Annotated in this window: 17 protein-coding genes; 14 read left to right on the forward strand and 3 right to left on the reverse strand. The window is 73.1% G+C overall.

The genetic code is table 11. From position 1 onward, the window contains the following. Positions 1 to 16 precede the first annotated feature (16 nt). The 3 genes from AB0927_RS06425 (at position 17) to AB0927_RS06435 (ending at position 2,568) form a co-directional block, all read left to right on the forward strand. A complete protein-coding gene (locus tag AB0927_RS06425) occupies positions 17 to 880 on the forward strand; it encodes a thioesterase family protein (protein WP_366666401.1) in 864 nt (287 codons plus the stop codon). A gap of 218 nt (positions 881 to 1,098) precedes the next feature. Further along, complete coding sequence (locus AB0927_RS06430; RefSeq protein ID WP_366666402.1) at positions 1,099 to 1,608, forward strand: toxin-antitoxin system HicB family antitoxin; 510 nt, start codon at positions 1,099 to 1,101, stop codon at positions 1,606 to 1,608. 117 nt (positions 1,609 to 1,725) lie between these two features. After that, positions 1,726 to 2,568, forward strand: coding sequence for a DUF4097 family beta strand repeat-containing protein (locus AB0927_RS06435; RefSeq protein WP_366666403.1), 843 nt, complete (start codon positions 1,726 to 1,728; stop codon positions 2,566 to 2,568). A gap of 12 nt (positions 2,569 to 2,580) precedes the next feature. Here AB0927_RS06435 and AB0927_RS06440 read toward each other — a convergent pair whose 3' ends face one another. Beyond that, on the reverse strand, positions 2,581 to 3,207 hold the full coding sequence (locus tag AB0927_RS06440) for a TetR family transcriptional regulator (protein ID WP_366666404.1): 627 nt from the start codon (positions 3,205 to 3,207) through the stop codon (positions 2,581 to 2,583). Between the two features lie 145 nt (positions 3,208 to 3,352). Between AB0927_RS06440 and AB0927_RS06445 the strand changes: the two genes are divergently transcribed. The 4 genes from AB0927_RS06445 to mnmA all read left to right on the forward strand — a co-directional run bounded on the left by AB0927_RS06445 (position 3,353) and on the right by mnmA (position 6,510). Then, complete coding sequence (locus tag AB0927_RS06445; RefSeq protein ID WP_366666405.1) at positions 3,353 to 3,520, forward strand: hypothetical protein; 168 nt, start codon at positions 3,353 to 3,355, stop codon at positions 3,518 to 3,520. A gap of 29 nt (positions 3,521 to 3,549) precedes the next feature. Next, positions 3,550 to 3,828, forward strand: coding sequence for a DUF4190 domain-containing protein (locus AB0927_RS06450; RefSeq protein WP_366666406.1), 279 nt, complete (start codon positions 3,550 to 3,552; stop codon positions 3,826 to 3,828). A 62-nt stretch (positions 3,829 to 3,890) separates the two neighbouring features. Further along, entirely contained in the window at positions 3,891 to 5,060 is a 1,170-nt protein-coding gene (locus AB0927_RS06455; RefSeq protein WP_366666407.1) for a cysteine desulfurase family protein, read from the forward strand. Between the two features lie 328 nt (positions 5,061 to 5,388). Then, entirely contained in the window at positions 5,389 to 6,510 is a 1,122-nt protein-coding gene (mnmA, locus tag AB0927_RS06460; RefSeq protein WP_366666408.1) for a tRNA 2-thiouridine(34) synthase MnmA, read from the forward strand. A gap of 13 nt (positions 6,511 to 6,523) precedes the next feature. Here the strand turns inward: mnmA and AB0927_RS06465 are convergent, their stop codons facing one another. Further along, positions 6,524 to 7,306 carry an alpha/beta hydrolase gene (locus AB0927_RS06465; RefSeq protein ID WP_366666409.1) on the reverse strand — a complete coding sequence of 261 codons (783 nt, stop codon included), beginning with the start codon at positions 7,304 to 7,306 and terminating at the stop codon, positions 6,524 to 6,526. Between the two features lie 37 nt (positions 7,307 to 7,343). Continuing rightward, positions 7,344 to 7,667, reverse strand: a complete 324-nt coding sequence (locus AB0927_RS06470; RefSeq protein ID WP_366666410.1) for a DUF427 domain-containing protein — start codon at positions 7,665 to 7,667, stop codon at positions 7,344 to 7,346. Positions 7,668 to 7,718: 51 nt separating this feature from the next. On the opposite strand from AB0927_RS06470, the gene AB0927_RS06475 reads away from it, so the two are divergent. The 7 genes from AB0927_RS06475 (at position 7,719) to gatC (ending at position 15,972) form a co-directional block, all read left to right on the forward strand. After that, positions 7,719 to 8,258 (forward strand): TIGR00730 family Rossman fold protein, encoded by a 540-nt coding sequence (locus AB0927_RS06475; RefSeq protein ID WP_366666411.1) that lies wholly within the window; start codon positions 7,719 to 7,721, stop codon positions 8,256 to 8,258. Positions 8,259 to 8,274: 16 nt separating this feature from the next. Continuing rightward, positions 8,275 to 8,964 (forward strand): SDR family oxidoreductase, encoded by a 690-nt coding sequence (locus AB0927_RS06480; RefSeq protein WP_366666412.1) that lies wholly within the window; start codon positions 8,275 to 8,277, stop codon positions 8,962 to 8,964. A gap of 200 nt (positions 8,965 to 9,164) precedes the next feature. Continuing rightward, positions 9,165 to 10,172 (forward strand): methionine synthase, encoded by a 1,008-nt coding sequence (locus AB0927_RS06485; RefSeq protein WP_366666413.1) that lies wholly within the window; start codon positions 9,165 to 9,167, stop codon positions 10,170 to 10,172. Between the two features lie 15 nt (positions 10,173 to 10,187). Beyond that, positions 10,188 to 12,386, forward strand: coding sequence for an NAD-dependent DNA ligase LigA (ligA, locus tag AB0927_RS06490; protein WP_366666414.1), 2,199 nt, complete (start codon positions 10,188 to 10,190; stop codon positions 12,384 to 12,386). A 260-nt stretch (positions 12,387 to 12,646) separates the two neighbouring features. Next, the gene (locus tag AB0927_RS06495; protein WP_366666415.1) at positions 12,647 to 15,013 is read left to right on the forward strand and encodes a bifunctional diguanylate cyclase/phosphodiesterase; all 2,367 of its coding nucleotides are present in this window, start codon (positions 12,647 to 12,649) and stop codon (positions 15,011 to 15,013) included. Between the two features lie 72 nt (positions 15,014 to 15,085). After that, entirely contained in the window at positions 15,086 to 15,580 is a 495-nt protein-coding gene (locus tag AB0927_RS06500; protein ID WP_366666416.1) for a cupin domain-containing protein, read from the forward strand. Between the two features lie 95 nt (positions 15,581 to 15,675). Further along, positions 15,676 to 15,972: an Asp-tRNA(Asn)/Glu-tRNA(Gln) amidotransferase subunit GatC gene (gatC, locus tag AB0927_RS06505; RefSeq protein WP_006130840.1), complete on the forward strand. Its 297-nt coding sequence runs from the start codon at positions 15,676 to 15,678 to the stop codon at positions 15,970 to 15,972. Position 15,973: the final 1 nt, after the last annotated feature.

Here is a 15,973-nt window from a genome sequence, read left to right on the forward strand (position 1 = left end):
GTTGTACCGTTCAGCCATGGCAGAAGCAGCTTCCGTGCCCGCCCCGTCGCGGGCCCTGATCGGTGACAGCGAGTTCGACCGGGACACCGCCGTCGTCCGCCGTGCGCCCGGTGTCTACGACATCGACCTCTCGGCCGGCTGGACCATCCTCGGCGCCGTCAACGGCGGCTATCTGCTGGCCGTGCTCGGCCGGGCCCTCGGTGACGCCCTCCCGCACCCGGACCCCTTCACCATCTCCGCGCACTACCTGACCGCGTCACGCCCCGGCAGGGCCGTCGTCCGCACGGAGACCATCCGCACCGGCCGCACCCTCTCCACCGGCCAGGCCTCCCTCTTCCAGTACGACGACGAGGGCAACGAGGTCGAACGCATCCGCGTCCTCGCCTCCTACGGCGACCTCGCCTCCCTTCCCGACGACGTCCGGACGACCGCGAAGCCGCCCGCGATCCCGCCGCCCGCCCAGTGCTTCGGCCCGGCGGACGGCCCCGACCCGCTCAAGGGCGCCTCGGCCATCGCCGACCGCCTGATGCTCAGGCTGGATCCGGCCACCCTCGGCTGGGCGCTCGGGCAGCCCTCCGGCAAGGGCGAGATGCGCGCCTGGTTCGGCCTCGCGGACGGCCGCGACGCGGACCCCCTCTCCCTGCTGCTCGCGGTGGACGCCCTGCCGCCGACCGCCTTCGAGATGGGCCTCAAGGGCTGGGTCCCCACCGTCGAACTCACGGTCCACATCCGCCACCGCCCGGCCCCCGGCCCGCTGCGCGTCTCCATCACCACCCGCAACCTCGCCGGCGGCTTCCTGGAGGAGGACGCGGAGGTCTGGGACAGCGAGGACCGACTGGTGGCCCAGTCCCGCCAACTGGCCCGAGTCCGCCTGGCCTGACCCGGGGACGGGATGTGCTGCCGCCGCGCGGTGGCGTCACTTGGCGCCATGTGGCGCCAACATGGCACAGGGGCGTAGGCGGCGGCGGTGTGGTGCCGCTCCGACTCTCCGGATCCGTCTGTTCTTTGTCCAGGTCGGAGCCGTCCTCTTCCGGTCATCGAAACCCGTGGCGCCATTCGGCCTTGCCGGTGGCGCCATTGTGGTGCCATCATGGCGTCATGGATCTGACCCCCTATGTCGACACCCTCCGTCGCGAACTCTCCGTCGCCGCCGAGGCCGGTGGTGACGAGGCCCGGGAGCTGGCCGAGCGGTTGACCGCTCCATTGGAGTCGGCGGCACGGTTGACGATGCTTCATGTGCTGTCCGCGGCGATGGACGAGATCACCCGGGAACTGGCGCCCGGCTCCGTCGATGTGCGGCTGCGGGGGCTGGACCCCGATTTCGTGGTGACGCTGCCGGACGCCGGCGGGCCCGTCGCGGCCCCCGTCGAACCGGTCGCGGTGCCGCACGCGCCCGCCGACAGCGACGAGAGCGGTACCGCCCGCGTCAATCTGCGGCTGCCGGCCCAGCTCAAGACGCGGGCCGAGGAGGCCGCGAGCCGCGAGGGGCTGTCGGTCAACGCGTGGCTCGTGCGGGCCGTGTCGGCCGCGGTCGACGGCGGTGGCCGGCCGCGCCCCGCGGAGAAGACCCAGACCTTCGGACAGAGCTTCACGGGCTGGGTGCGCTAGCAGCGCCGGCAACCCGCACCCGCACCCGCACCCGCACCCGGCCCGCGCACGGTCGCTTCACTCCCATCACGTCCCACCAGCGGGGACGCCCCAAGGACTCATGAGGACGGCACAGCCATGCCTGCTTTCGACACGCCCGAACCCATTTCGGTCACCGCCCACGTGGGCGCCGGTTCCATCCGGTTCATCGCGAGCGACCGCCTCGACACCGCCGTGGACGTACGCCCCGCCAATCCCAAGCGGGGCAAGGACGTACGGGCCGCAGAGCAGACCGAGGTCGCCTACGCGGGCGGCGTCCTGACCGTCCGGACGAAGGAGCGCACCTTCATCGGGCCCTCCGGCGCCGTCGAGGTGACCGTCGAACTGCCCACGGGCTCGCGCGTCGACGTGAACGGCTCCTGGGTGCAGGTGTTCGGCGAGGGCGGGCTCGGCGAGGCCCGGGTGAAGACCTCGGTCGGGGACGTCCGCCTCGACGCGGCCGGGCCGCTCCGGCTGGCCGTCTCCCACGGCTCGATCACCGTCGACCGGGTCGCGGGCGGGGCCGAGATCACCACCAGCTCCGGCAGCCTGCGCGTCGGCACCGTCCACGGCCCCGCCACCCTGAAGAACTCGCACGGCAGCACGATCGTCGGCGTCGTGACCGGCGACCTGCGGGTGAGCGGCGCCAACGGCGACATCGACATCGAGCGCGCCGAGGGCGACGTCGTCGCCACCACCGCCCACGGAACCCTGCGCGCAGCCGAGGTCGCGCGCGGCAGCGTCCAGCTGGAGACCTCCTACGGCGCCATCGAGGTCGGCGTCCGCGAGGGCACCGCCGCCTGGCTCGACGTCAGCTCCGAGCGCGGGCACGTCCGCAACACCCTCACCGCCTCCGGGGCTCCCGAGCAGAGCGAGGACACCGTCAAGATCCGCGCCCGTACCCGCTACGGCAGCATCGACGTGCGCCGCGCCCGGCCCTGAGCGGCCGGCGGCTCAGTCCAGCCAGTGCTCGCGGCCGATGGCGATGAGCCGGAGCTGCCGGGTGGCCAGCCGCGCCACCCGGTCCCGCTCCTGCGCCGGACCCTCCAGCGCCTCCAGGAACAGCGAGGCGCTGATCAGCATCTGGTCGACGTACAGGCGCGCGAGCATCAGCACGTCGTCGTCGCTCCAGCCCGCCGCCTCGGGATCTTTGGCCAGCTCGGCCTTCAACTCCTCGGCGAACCGGATCAGTTGGCCCCCGATGGCCTCGCGCACCGGCTGCACCCCGCCGTGCCGCTCGCGGGCGATGAAGCGGACGTGCGAGGGGTGCGTGGCGACGTAATGGGCGATCAGTTCCACGGCGCGCGCGATGCGTTCCTCGCTGTCGCCGGTCATGGACACCGTCTCGCGCACCATCGGGTGCAGGCTGCCCAGCGCCTCGTCGACCAGCGCGACACCGAGGTCGGGGATCGAGCGGAAGTGCCGGTAGAAGGCGGTGGGGGCGACCCCGACGGCCCGGGTGACCTCGCGCAGGCCCAGGCTGCTCAGGCTCTGCTCCTCCAGCAGCGCGAGCGCCGCGTCGAGGAACGCCTGCCGGGTCTTCCGCTTCTGGGCCTGCCGGATGCCGGGAGTGTGACTCATGTCATCCAGTTAACAACTGTTCTCTGGAATTGGAAAGCCGCCGGAAGCGCTAGACTCGAAGTCAGTGAACAACTGTTACTACAACTGTTCACCGAAACTTCACAGAGCCTGGAACGCGAGGCATCCCGGAAGGGGATCTGATCCCATGCTGTTCCTCGTCGCCGCACTCATGCTGCTCGGTGTGGTGCTGGGCACCGTGGCCCACGCACCGCTGTCCGTCACCGGCGTACTGGCCGCCGTCATCGTCGTCTGGCTCGGCGTCTTCGCCGTCCGCGAGCGGATCGGCCGCCGTCGGGGCACCTCGGCCAACTGACCGCCACCGACCACCAGGAGTCGAGCACCATGCAACTCACCGCACCGGCCACGGGCCGCCCCAAGGCTTCCGCCCGCAACCGCGACGCCGACGGCATGGCCGTCGCGTCCTTCATCCTCGGCCTTCTCGGCCTGCTCGTCCTCAACCTCTTCCTCGGCCCGGTCGCCATCGTCCTGGCCGCCGTCTCCCTCTGGCGCGGCACGGCCCGCCGCGGCCGCGCCTACCTCGGTCTCGCCCTGGGCGTCGCCGACCTCGCGACCCTGCTGATCGCGATGCAGCTCTCGAACACCGTGTCCTGGAGCCTGTGACGGGCCGGGCCGGGCCGCCGCCACCCCGGTGGGCCGCCCGGCCAAAGTAGACTCTGCACACCATGGCTTACCTCGACCACGCCGCGACCACCCCCATGCTCCCGGAGGCGGCAGAGGCACTCACCGCACAGCTGAGCGTTACGGGCAACGCCTCCTCCCTGCACGCCTCCGGCCGCCAGGCCCGTCGGACGGTCGAGGAGTCCCGCGAGACCCTCGCGGAAGCGCTCGGCGCACGCCCCAGCGAGGTGGTGTTCACCTCCGGCGGCACCGAGGCCGACAACCTCGCCGTGAAGGGCCTGTACTGGTCCCGCCGCGCCGCCGACCCCGCCCGGACCCGCGTCCTGTCCAGCCCCGTCGAGCACCACGCCGTCCTCGACGCCGTGCACTGGCTCGGCGAGCACGAGGGCGCCACCGTCGAGTACCTCCCCGTCGACCCCTACGGCCGCGTCCACCCCGACGCCCTGCGCGAGGCCATCGCCCGCAACCCCGACGACGTCGCGCTGGCCACCGTGATGTGGGCCAACAACGAGATCGGCACGCTCATGCCGATCCGCGAACTCGCCGACGTGGCCGCCGAGTTCGGCGTCCCGCTGCACGCCGACGCGGTCCAGGCCCTCGGTCAGGTCCCCGTCGACTTCGGCGCCAGCGGCCTCGCCGCCATGACCGTCTCGGGACACAAGGTCGGCGGCCCGTACGGCATCGGCGCCCTGTTGCTCGGCCGCGAGTACACCCCCGTACCCGTCCTGCACGGCGGCGGCCAGGAGCGTCACGTGCGCTCCGGCACCCTCGACGTCCCCGCCATCGCCTCCTTCGCCGTCGCCGGCCGCGTCGCCGTCGGGCGGCAGGAGCGGTTCGCGCGCGAAGTGGGCGCCCTGCGCGACGAGTTGGCCGACGCCGTGCGAGCCGCCGTACCGGACGCGATCCTCGGCGGCGACCCCGCGCCCGGCGGCCGGCTGCCCGCCAACGCGCACTTCACCTTCCCCGGCTGCGAGGGCGACTCCCTGCTGCTCCTGCTGGACGCCCAGGGCATCGAATGCTCCACCGGCTCCGCGTGCACCGCGGGCGTCGCCCAGCCCAGCCACGTCCTGCTCGCCACCGGTGTGGACCCGGACCTGGCCCGCGGCACCCTGCGCTTCTCCCTCGGCCACACCTCCACCCGGCAGGACGTGGACGCGGTCGCCAAGGCCATCGGCCCGGCGGTGGAACGCGCCCGCGCGGCCGGTCTCACCTGAGACCCGGCCCCCGACCCCGAGGAGAGCACGAGAACGACCTACGAGGCGGGTTCCCTTCGCCGGCATTGTCCGGATCAGGTGAATGGGGGTCGCCTTCCGGTCTTGCGACCTTCCGGCCTCTCAGCCCGAGCGTCGACGTCGGCACCAGCGGATCCCTCGCGGTCTCACGCTGAAGTCGGCTACTCCGCTTGAACTCCCTCACTCGTCTCGTAGGCCTAAGAAAAGAATAAGCCAGCCCATACCAGACATAAAGGGCCTCGCCCATGATTTTTCCGGGGCCCGGAAACCCCGCGGCCCGTTTCCCACGGCCCCGTACCCTGGAAGCGTTATGACTGAGACCCCGCAGCGCCCCCTCCGCGTCCTGGCCGCCATGTCCGGCGGCGTCGACTCCGCCGTCGCCGCCGCGCGCGCCGCGGAAGCCGGCCATGACGTCACCGGCGTCCACCTCGCGCTCTCCGCGAACCCCCAGTCCTTCCGCACCGGCGCGCGGGGCTGTTGCACCATCGAGGACTCCCGCGACGCCCGCCGCGCCGCCGACGTCATCGGCATCCCCTTCTACGTCTGGGACCTCGCCGACCGCTTCCGCGAGGACGTGGTCGAGGACTTCGTCGCCGAGTACGAGGCCGGCCGTACCCCCAACCCCTGCCTGCGCTGCAACGAGAAGATCAAGTTCGCCGCGCTCCTGGACAAGGCGCTGGCCCTCGGCTTCGACGCCGTCTGCACCGGCCACTACGCCCAGGTGATCGTCCGCGCGGACGGCTCCCGCGAGCTGCACCGCGCCTCCGACATGGCCAAGGACCAGTCGTACGTCCTCGGCGTCCTGGACGAGAAGCAGCTCGCGCACGCGATGTTCCCGCTCGGCGACACCGTCACCACCAAGGAGGAGATCCGCGCCGAGGCCGAGCGCCGCGGCCTCGCGGTGGCCAAGAAGCCCGACTCGCACGACATCTGCTTCATCGCCGACGGCGACACCCAGGGCTTCCTCGCCCAGCGGCTCGGCAAGGCCGAGGGCGACATCGTGGACGAGTCCGGCGCCCGGCTGGGCACGCACGAGGGGGCGTACGGCTTCACCATCGGCCAGCGCAAGGGCCTGCGCATCGGCACCCCGGCCCCCGACGGCAAGCCGCGCTACGTCCTCGACATCTCCCCGGTCACCAACACCGTCACCGTCGGCCCGGCCGCCGCCCTGGACGTCACCGCGCTCACCGCGATCAAGCCCCGCTGGTGCGGCACCGCCCCCACCGCCCCCGGCACCTACACCGCCCAGCTGCGCGCCCACGGCGGCGAGACCGAGGTGCGGGCCGAGCCCGTCGACGGCGAACTGCGCGTCACCTTCACCGAACCGGTCCGCGGCGTCGCCCCCGGCCAGGCGATCGTGCTGTACGACGGCACACGCGTGGTCGGCTCGGCCACGATCGCCTCTACCACGCGGGCGACGACCGCGGCCTGACCCCGGGGCCGTCCTACCCCGTGAAGAAGCCGGCCAGCACCGGCCCCAGCACCTCCGGCTCCACCATGTGGGTCTGCCCCTCCAGCACCCGGTACGCGCCACCGGGCACCGCGTCCGCGATGTCCCGCGCGGCGTGCCGCATCCACTCCGGGCTCGCGCCGCCCGCGATCGCCAGCAGCGGCACGGACACGGCGGCCAGCCGGTCGCGGGGGAGCAGCCCGTCGCCCATGACGGCGTCGTCGTACGCGAGACTCGGCGCGACCGCCTCCAGGCCGGGCCACATGGGCGACTGCCGGGCGCGCCGGATCATCTCCTCGCCGAGCCCGGTGAGCCGCAGGAACAGCTCGACCGCGTCCCCGCGCCGGTCCTCCGCGAGCGCCCTGCCGAGCCGCTCCTTGTACGCGGCCTCCCGCTCGGCGCCGCCGGCCAGACGGTCCGCGTACGGCACCTCGTACACCGCCGCACGGGCGACCGGCAGCCCGCTCGCCGCCGCCTCCAGCACCAGCGCGCCGCCCGAGGAGACACCGAACAGCGCGGCGTCGCCGCCCACCGCGTCGAGCAGCGCGGCCAGGTCCTCGACCTCGCGGTCCACCGCGTACGGCGCCGTGTCACCGCTCCTGTCGCGGCCCCGGCGGTCGTAGACGACGGCCGTCACGTCGTCCGCGAGCCGCTCGGCCAGCGGGGCCAGGGTGCCGCCGGTGGACATCGCGCCGCTCACCAGGATCACCACGGGCCCCCGGCCGGTCACCGAGTAGGCGAGGGGGGTGCCGTCGCGGGAAGTCGTCTTCTTGTCCATGTCCGTGCAGACTGCCGCACGACGGCGGACTCGTCCCTCACGACACGTCGACGTCGTAGAAGCAGAGGTGGCCCTCGATCGCCGCGACGTCCGGCTTCGGCTCCGGGTACGCCCAGACCAGATCGGGCGCGTCCGGCAGCGACCAGTAGGACGCCGTGCCCTTGAACGGGCAGACCGTGTGGGTCTCCGAGGGGGTCAGCAGGTCGAGGCGCACGTCCTCGGCCGGGATGTAGTACCGCACCGGGCAGCCCGTCTCGCGCAGCACGAGGGGGCGGTCGGTCTCCGCGAGCACCTGGTCGCCGTGCACCACGCGCACGTGCCGCTCGCCGGCTTCGATCGTGATGGTGTGTCCTTCGGCCATACCAGGACAGCGCCGACGGGCGCCGGGTTCTTCCCGCGTACGGTAGAGGCCATGAACATCTGCGTCTTCCTCTCCGCCGCCGACCTCGACGAGCGGTACACCCGCCCCGCCCACGAGTTCGCGAAACTGATCGGCAAGGGTGGCCACACCCTGGTCTGGGGCGGTTCCAACGTCGGTCTGATGAAGGTCGTCGCCGACGGGGTGGAGGAGGCGGGCGGCCGGCTGGTCGGCGTGTCCGTGGAGTTCCTGGCCAACCGGACGCGGCCCGCCGCCGACGAGATGGTGATCGCCGCCGACCTCGCCGAACGCAAGAAGCTGCTCCTGGAGAAGGCCGACGCCGTGGTGGTCATGGTGGGCGGCACCGGCACGCTGGACGAGGCCACCGAGATCCTGGAGCTGAAGAAGCACGGCCGCACCCACAAGCCGGTGGTGCTGCTGAACACGGCCGGGTTCTACGACGGCCTGCGCGAGCAGTTCCGCCGCATGGAGGAGGAGGGCTTCCTGCCGCGCCCCCTGGCCGAGCTGGTGTTCTTCGCCGAGGAGCCGGTCGGGGCGATGGCCTACCTGGAGGAACAGATGGGCATCCGCTGATGCGAACATGGCGGGTATGGCTACACATGTGATCACCGGGGCCGGTTCCGGCATCGGCGCGGCCGTCGCCCGCCGCCTGCACGCGCGCGGCGACGAACTCGTCCTGCACGCCAGGGACGCCGGGCGCGCGAAGGAACTGGCCGCCGAGTTCCCCGGCGCGCGCACCCTGGTGGGCGACCTCGCGGAACCGGACCGGCTCTCCTGGGCGTTCTCCCACCAGACGCTGCCGGACCGGGTGGACTCCCTGCTGCACATCGCGGGCGTGGTCGACCTCGGCGAGATCGGCGAGCTGACCCCGAAGTCCTGGCGCCACCAGCTCGACGTCAACCTCCTCGCCCCCGCCGAGCTGACCCGCCTCCTGCTGCCCCAGGTGCGCGCGGCCCGCGGCCACGTCCTCTTCGTCAACTCCGGCGCGGGCCTCAACGCCAACGCCGGCTGGGCCGCCTACGCCGCCTCCAAGCACGGCCTCAAGGCCCTCGCCGACGCGCTGCGCCAGGAGGAGCACGCCGCCGGCGTCCGCGTCACCTCCGTCTACCCCGGCCGCACGGCCAGCCCGATGCAGGCCAAGGTCCACCAGCAGGAGGGCAAGGAGTACGACGAGGCCCGGTGGATCGACCCCGAGTCGGTGGCCACCACGATCGTGATGGCCCTGGACCTCCCGAGGGACGCCGAGGTCAACGACCTGACGGTACGGCCGGGGCGGTGAGCTCGTGGGCGGCGGACGCCGGCACGGTCCGGGAGTGGCCGGCATGGGCCTGGGACGGGAACGCCACCGCTTCGGCGACAACCTGACGGTGGCGGACCCCGGGGCCCTGGCCGCCTTCCTGCACGAACACCTTCACCCCTGACGTCCGCGCGCACCCGGGGGGTCGAGGGGCGGGGGCCCGGACCGCTTACGCTGCCGGGGTGAGTGAGATGAGTGGGTTCAGGTTCGCGGGGGCCACCGGCATCGGTTCCATGCCCGGTGGGGACGCGCGAGAGGCCGTGAAGACCGTCACCGGGTCGTTCGAGGACTTCCCCTACCTGCCGGAACTGCCCGCGCGGGGCCCCGGCGCCGACATGATCGGCCGTACCGCGGGCATGCTGGTCGAGCTGTACGCGCGCGTGGAGCCCAGCGGGTGGCGGATCGGGGACCGGCCGGGGCGGGACACCCGGCGGGCCCGGGCCTGGCTGGGGCAGGACCTGGACGCCCTGGAGGAGTTCACCCAGGGGTACGAGGGGGACCTGAAGGTGCAGGCGGTCGGGCCGTGGACGCTCGCCGCCGCCCTGGAGCTGAGGAACGGCGAGGCCGCCCTCTCCGACCCCGGCGCCTGCCGCGACCTCGCCGCCTCCCTCGCCGAGGGGCTGCGCCTGCACCTCGCCGAGGTCCGGCGCCGCGTCCCCGGCGCCCGCGTCCTGCTCCAGCTCGACGAGCCCTCCCTCACCGCCGTGCTGCGCGGTCAGGTCCGCACCGCCAGCGGCTACCGCACCCACCGCGCCGTGGACCGCCAGCTCGTGGAACAGACCCTGCGCGACGTCGTCGGCGCCCACCAGGACGGCCCCGTCGCCGTCCACTCCTGCGCCCCCGACGTCCCGTTCGCGCTGCTGCGCCGGGCCGGCGCCGCCGCCGTGTCCTTCGACTTCGCGCTCCTCACCGAACGTGACGACGACGCGATCGGCGAGGCCGTCGAGGCCGGCACCCGCCTGTTCGCCGGTGTCGTGCCGGGCACGGACGGCCCGTTGTCGGACCCTGCCGGTAGCGTCATGGGTGTCAGGACGTTGTGGCGCAGGCTGGGGCTGGCCCCGGGCCTGCTCGCCGAGGCGGTCACGGTGACCCCGGCGTGCGGTCTCGCGGGCGCTTCCCCGGGGTACACGCGCCAGGTGCTCGCCCACTGCGTCCGGGCGGCGAGATCCCTCGCGGACAACCCAGAGTAACGGGAGGACAACACGGTGGCCGGCGACAAGCAGGCGGAGACCACGGCGGTGCCCGCCGAGGCCCGCGACAGGCACGCGCAGCTGGCGGAGCAGATCGAGGAGCACCGCTTCCGGTACTACGTGAAGGACGCTCCCGTCATCAGCGACGCGGAGTTCGACCAGCTCCTGAAGTCCCTGGAGGCCATGGAGGAGCGGTACCCCGAGCTGCGCACCCCCGACTCGCCCACCCAGAAGGTGGCGGGGTCGTACGCGACGGAGTTCACCTCCGTGGAGCACCGCGAGCGCATGCTCTCCCTGGACAACACGTTCAACGACGACGAACTGGCCGCCTGGGCCGACCGCGTCGCCCGCGAACTCGGCGACCAGACCTACCACTTCCTGTGCGAGCTGAAGGTCGACGGCCTCGCCGTCAACCTCACGTACGAGCACGGCCGCCTCACCCGCGCCGCGACCCGCGGTGACGGCGTCGCTGGCGAGGACATCACGCCCAACGTCCGCACCATCGCCGACATCCCCGACCGGCTGGCCGCCGACGACGTGCCCGACCTGGTCGAGATCCGCGGCGAGGTCTACATCCCGATGAAGAGGTTCCTCGAACTCAACGAGCGCCTGGTCGCGGCCGGCGAGAAGCCCTTCGCCAACCCCCGCAACGCCGCGGCCGGTTCGCTGCGCCAGAAGGACCCCCGCGTCACCGCCACCCGCCCCCTGCACATGGTGGTCCACGGCATCGGCGCCCTGGAGGGCTTCAGCGGCATGACCCGCCTCTCCCAGGCCTACGACCTCCTCGGCGCCTGGGGCCTGCCCACCTCCCCGCACAACCGGGTGGTCGACGGCCTCGACGGCGTACGGCGGTTCATCGCGCACTACGACGGCGAGAACCGCCACTCGGTGGAGCACGAGATCGACGGCGCCGTCATCAAGCTGGACGAGATCCGCCTCCAGGGCCGCCTCGGCTCCACCGCGCGCGCCCCCCGCTGGGCCATCGCCTACAAGTACGCGCCGGAGGAGGTCAACACCAAGCTCATCGACATCAAGGTGGGCGTCGGCCGCACCGGCCGCGTCACGCCCTACGCCCAGGTCGAGCCGGTCACGGTCGCGGGCAGCGAGGTCGAGTTCGCGACCCTGCACAACCAGGAGGTCGTCAAGGCCAAGGGCGTGCTGATCGGCGACACGGTCGTCATCCGCAAGGCCGGCGACGTCATCCCGGAGATCCTCGGCCCGGTGGTCGACCTGCGCGACGGCGGCGAGCGGGAGTTCGTGATGCCCGGCGAGTGCCCCGAGTGCGGCACCCCGCTGCGGCCCATGAAGGAGGGCGACATCGACCTCCGCTGCCCCAACGCCCGTACCTGCCCGGCCCAGTTGCGCGAGCGCGTCTCCTACCTCGCGGGCCGCGCGTGCCTGGACATCGAGCACTTCGGCGAGGTGGCCGCCGCCGCGCTCACCCGCCCGCTGGAGCCGGCCGACCCGCCGCTGGTGGACGAGGGCGACCTGTTCGACCTGACGGTGGAGAAGCTGCTGCCCATCAAGGCGTACGTGCTGGACCAGGACAGCGGTCTGCCCAAGCGCGACCCCAAGACCGGCGAGGAGAAGGTCGTCACGGTCTTCGCCAACCAGAAGGGCGAGCCGAAGAAGAACACCCTCGCGCTGCTGGAGAACATCGAGGCGGCCAAGTCCCGTCCGCTCGCCCGTTTCCTGAACGGACTGTCCATCCGGCACGTCGGCCCGGTCGCCGCCCAGGCCCTCGCCCGCGAGTTCCGCTCCGTCGACCGAATCGAACAGGCCACCGAGGAGGAGCTGGCGGCCACTGACGGCGTCGGCCCCATCATCGCGGCCGCGGTCAAGGAGTGGTTCACCGAGGAGTGGCACCGCGAGATCGTCCGCAAGTGGAAGGCCGCCGGGGTCCCGCTGGAGGACCAGGTCAGCGGGGAGGCGGAGGGTCCGCGTCCGCTGGCGGGGCTCACCGTCGTGGTCACCGGCACCCTGGAGAACTTCACCCGGGACGGCGCCAAGGAGGCGTTGCAGAGCCGGGGCGCCAAGGTGACCGGCTCGGTGTCGAAGAAGACCTCGTTCGTCGTCGTGGGTGACAACCCGGGCTCGAAGTACGACAAGGCCATGCAATTGAAGGTGCCGGTGCTCGACGAGGACGGATTCGGCGTCCTGTTGGAACAGGGCCCCGACGCCGCCGCGGAGGCCGCGCTTCCGACCGAGGAGTAGCGGTTGAAGGCCACCCGTTCGGCGCATACCAGTTGCATACGGGTGGCCCCGGGCGCATTCGGGCAACCGCCGACGACCGGTGCCCGTGGCAGCCCCGCGCGGCCTAGTGTTGAGTTGTGCACCTGCCGCGCCCGGCGGCGGTCGGGGGCATTTCCCTGCCCGCCGCTGGCGCGGCAAGGGTTTTCTTCAGCGCGAGCCGTCGACGGTGTCGGACATCGGGCCGCGCGGCGTGGGCACCGCCGGCTGTGAGAGGGACGGGAATGGAACCGACCGAGAGCGTCGCCCCGGACTCATGGCTGCGCCTGCGCCGCCGCGCGCTCGGCTGGCGGGAGAACCTGCGGCCCGGCCGCGGTGACGGCCGTATCCGGCCGCGCGTCCGCCCGGCCGCGACCGGCCCCGCAGGCGGTCCCGTGACCGGTCCCGTGACCGGGCCGCGCGCCCGGCTGCCCCTCGCCATCGAACCCGCGCCCGGCCTGGCGGGCGCGGGCGTCGGGGCCGGGGTCGGCGTCGGCGGTGGCCAGGAGGGCGGCAGGCAACTGCCCTGGCCCGCGCTGCCCGCGGCCGTCACGGCGGCCGCCGCGCTCGTCCTGGCCGCCGGTTTCCTGCGCGCCTTCGGCGGCGGCCACGCCCTCTTCCCGTGCGGCACCGCCGGCTGGTCGCTGGCCCTGCTCACCGGGATCATCGTCGGCCACCTCGTCATGCTGGGCCGCGCCCGCTGGTGGGGCGGCACCGGCTCGGGCGCCGCGCTCACCCTCGCCGTGCTGCTGCGCTACGGCTGGGTGCCCGCCGGCATGGTCAGCCTGACCGTCGTCGTCCTGGTCGGCATCGCCCGCCGGCACCGCTGGCGGCAGGGGGTGCTGCACGGCGCGGTGGACATCCTCGGCATCGGCGTGGCCGCCCTGCTGCTCGGCGCGCTGGGCCGGGTGCCCAGCGTGGAGCAGCCCTGGCGGACCGGCAGTTGGAGCCCCGCGACGGCGCCCGAGGTGGTGCTCGCCGCCGTCGCCTATCTCGCCGTCGGCCGCGGCCTGCTGTGGTACCTGACCGCGCCGCGGGACCACGGCCTGCCGGCCGTGCCCCGCCCCGCCCTGGTCAGACAGGGCCTGGTGGCGGTGGCGCTGCTCGGCATCGCGCCGCTGCTGTGCGTGGTCGCCGACGCCCAGCCGGTCCTGCTGCCGCTGTTCGCGATCCCGCTCATCGCCCTCGACTCCGCCCTGTGGATGGCCCGCGCCCGGGCCGAGGAACAGCTTCGCGATCCGCTGACCGGGCTGCCCAACCGGCAGTGGCTTCAGGAGCGGATCTGGACCGCGTTGGACGACGCGGACCGCGTCGGCGCCCGTTCCGCGCTGATGCTGATCGACCTCGACCGGTTCCGTTCGGTCAACGACACCCTCGGCCATCTCGCCGGGGACCGGCTGCTGTTGCAGATCGCCGAGCGGCTGCGGCTCGCCCTGCCGCGCGGCGCGGAGGCGGCCCGGCTCGGCGGCGACGAGTTCGCGGTCTTACTGCCCGCCGTCGACTCCATCACGTCGGCCATGCGGGTCGCCCGGGGCCTCGTGACCGCCCTCAGCTCCCCGCTCGACCTCGACGGCCTCACCCTCGTCCTGGAGGCCAGCGCCGGGGTCGCCGTCTTCCCGGACCACGCGCGGGACGCGGAGGGCCTGCTGCGGCGGGCCGACGTGGCCATGTACCAGGCGAAACGGGACCGTACGGGCGTCGAGGTGTACGAGTCCAAACGGGACTCCAACACCCCGGACCGGCTCGGCCTCCTCGGCGATCTGCGCCGGGCGCTGGACGCGCACGAGGTGCAGCTCCACTACCAGCCCAAGGTGCGCTTCGACGGGCAGGTGGCGGGTCTCGAGGCGCTGGTGCGGTGGGTGCACCCCGAGCGCGGGAAGGTGCCGCCGGACGAGTTCATCGCGATCGCCGAGTCCTCCGGGCTGATGCCCCATCTCACCGAGTACGTCCTGGAGACCGCCCTCGAACAGGTCGCCCGGTGGCGGGCCCAGGGGATCCGGGTGCCGGTCGCGGTCAACGTCTCCCCGCGTGATGTGCACACGCCGGGCTTCGCGGGCTCGGTCGCCGCGCGGCTGGCCCGGCACGGGGTGCCGGCGGGCGCGTTGCAGCTGGAGATCACCGAGCACGTCCTGCTGGAGGACCCGCAGCGGGCCGCGGACACCCTCGCGGCGCTGACCGGGCACGGCGTGAAGATGTCCCTGGACGACTTCGGGACCGGGTACTCCTCCCTGGTGCACCTGCGGCGGCTGCCGGTCAGCGAGCTGAAGATCGACCGCTCCTTCGTGGCGCGGCTCGCGGTGGACGCCGAGGACGCGGAGATCGTGCGCTGCACCCTCGACCTCGCGCACTCCCTGGGGCTGCTCGTCGTCGCCGAGGGCGTGGAGGACGACGAGACCTGGGAGCGGCTGCGGGACCTCGGCTGTGACGCGGTGCAGGGGTGGCTGGTGGCGGCGGCGATGCCGGCGGATGAGGCGACGGCGTGGCTCCGCTTCCGTCAGGACAGTGTCGGCTCACCCACCCGCCGGCCCGCGCCCGCCGACGGACAGGTGGCCGTGCCCGGCGGCGGCAACCCCCCGCCGGCGACGGCGGGCGGCCGCAAGCCGTCCGTATAGCATCCCGCTGAGCTGGAGGTACGCCCCGAACGGCCTGACCGGGCTGATCGCCTGCACCAGAAGGAGCCCGAGATGTCGCTGTTCGTGCCGAGGTTCGAGGACACCGCGCTGGTGCGGGAGGCCGGGGCCGAGGTGCTGGGCGGGGACCCGGCGGCCTTCCGGCTGCTGGCCGACAGCAGTGCCACCGGCGGCGCGCTGTCCGCCGTGCGCGTCACCCTCGCGGAGGGCGCCGACGGCGCCCGCCCGCATCTGCACCGCCGCTCCGCCGAGATGTTCTACCTGCTGGACGGCGCCGCCGACGTGCTCTCCGGCGACGACGTGGTCACCGCCGAGCGCGGCGATCTGATCGTCGTACCGCCGGACCGTCCGCACGCCTTCGCCGCCGTCCCCGGCGCCACCGCCGATCTCCTGGTCGTCATCACCCCGGGCGTCGAGCGCTTCGAGTACTTCCGCCACCTCCAGCGCATCCGCCTCGGCGAGGCCACCCCGGAGAGCCTGCTGGAGGTGCAGGAGCGGTACGACAATCACTTCCTGGACAGCGTCACCTGGGACGCCCGGCGCCACTGAGCACGCGCCCGGCGGGGAAACCGTTTCACGGCCACCCCACCCCGCCCCATAGGATTGGCTCCAAACCACACACACTCACCCCAGAGGATCGCTGCATGCCTGGCATTACGCGCGAGGAGGTCGCCCACCTCGCCCGGCTGGCGCGTCTGGAGCTGAAACCCGAAGAACTCGACCACTTCGCGGGCCAGCTCGACGACATCATCGGCGCGGTCGCCCGCGTCAGCGAGGTCGCCGACCAAGACGTACCGCCGACCTCGCACCCCCTCCCGCTGACGAACGTCATGCGGGCGGACGAGGTCCGTCCCTCGCTCACCCCCGAGCAGGCGCTCTCCGGCGCCCCCGCCCAGGAGCAGCAGCGTTTCAAGGTGCCGCAGATCCTGGGGGAGGAGTGAC

Source organism: Streptomyces sp. NPDC048106 (assembly GCF_040706415.1).
Classification (GTDB): domain Bacteria; phylum Actinomycetota; class Actinomycetes; order Streptomycetales; family Streptomycetaceae; genus Streptomyces.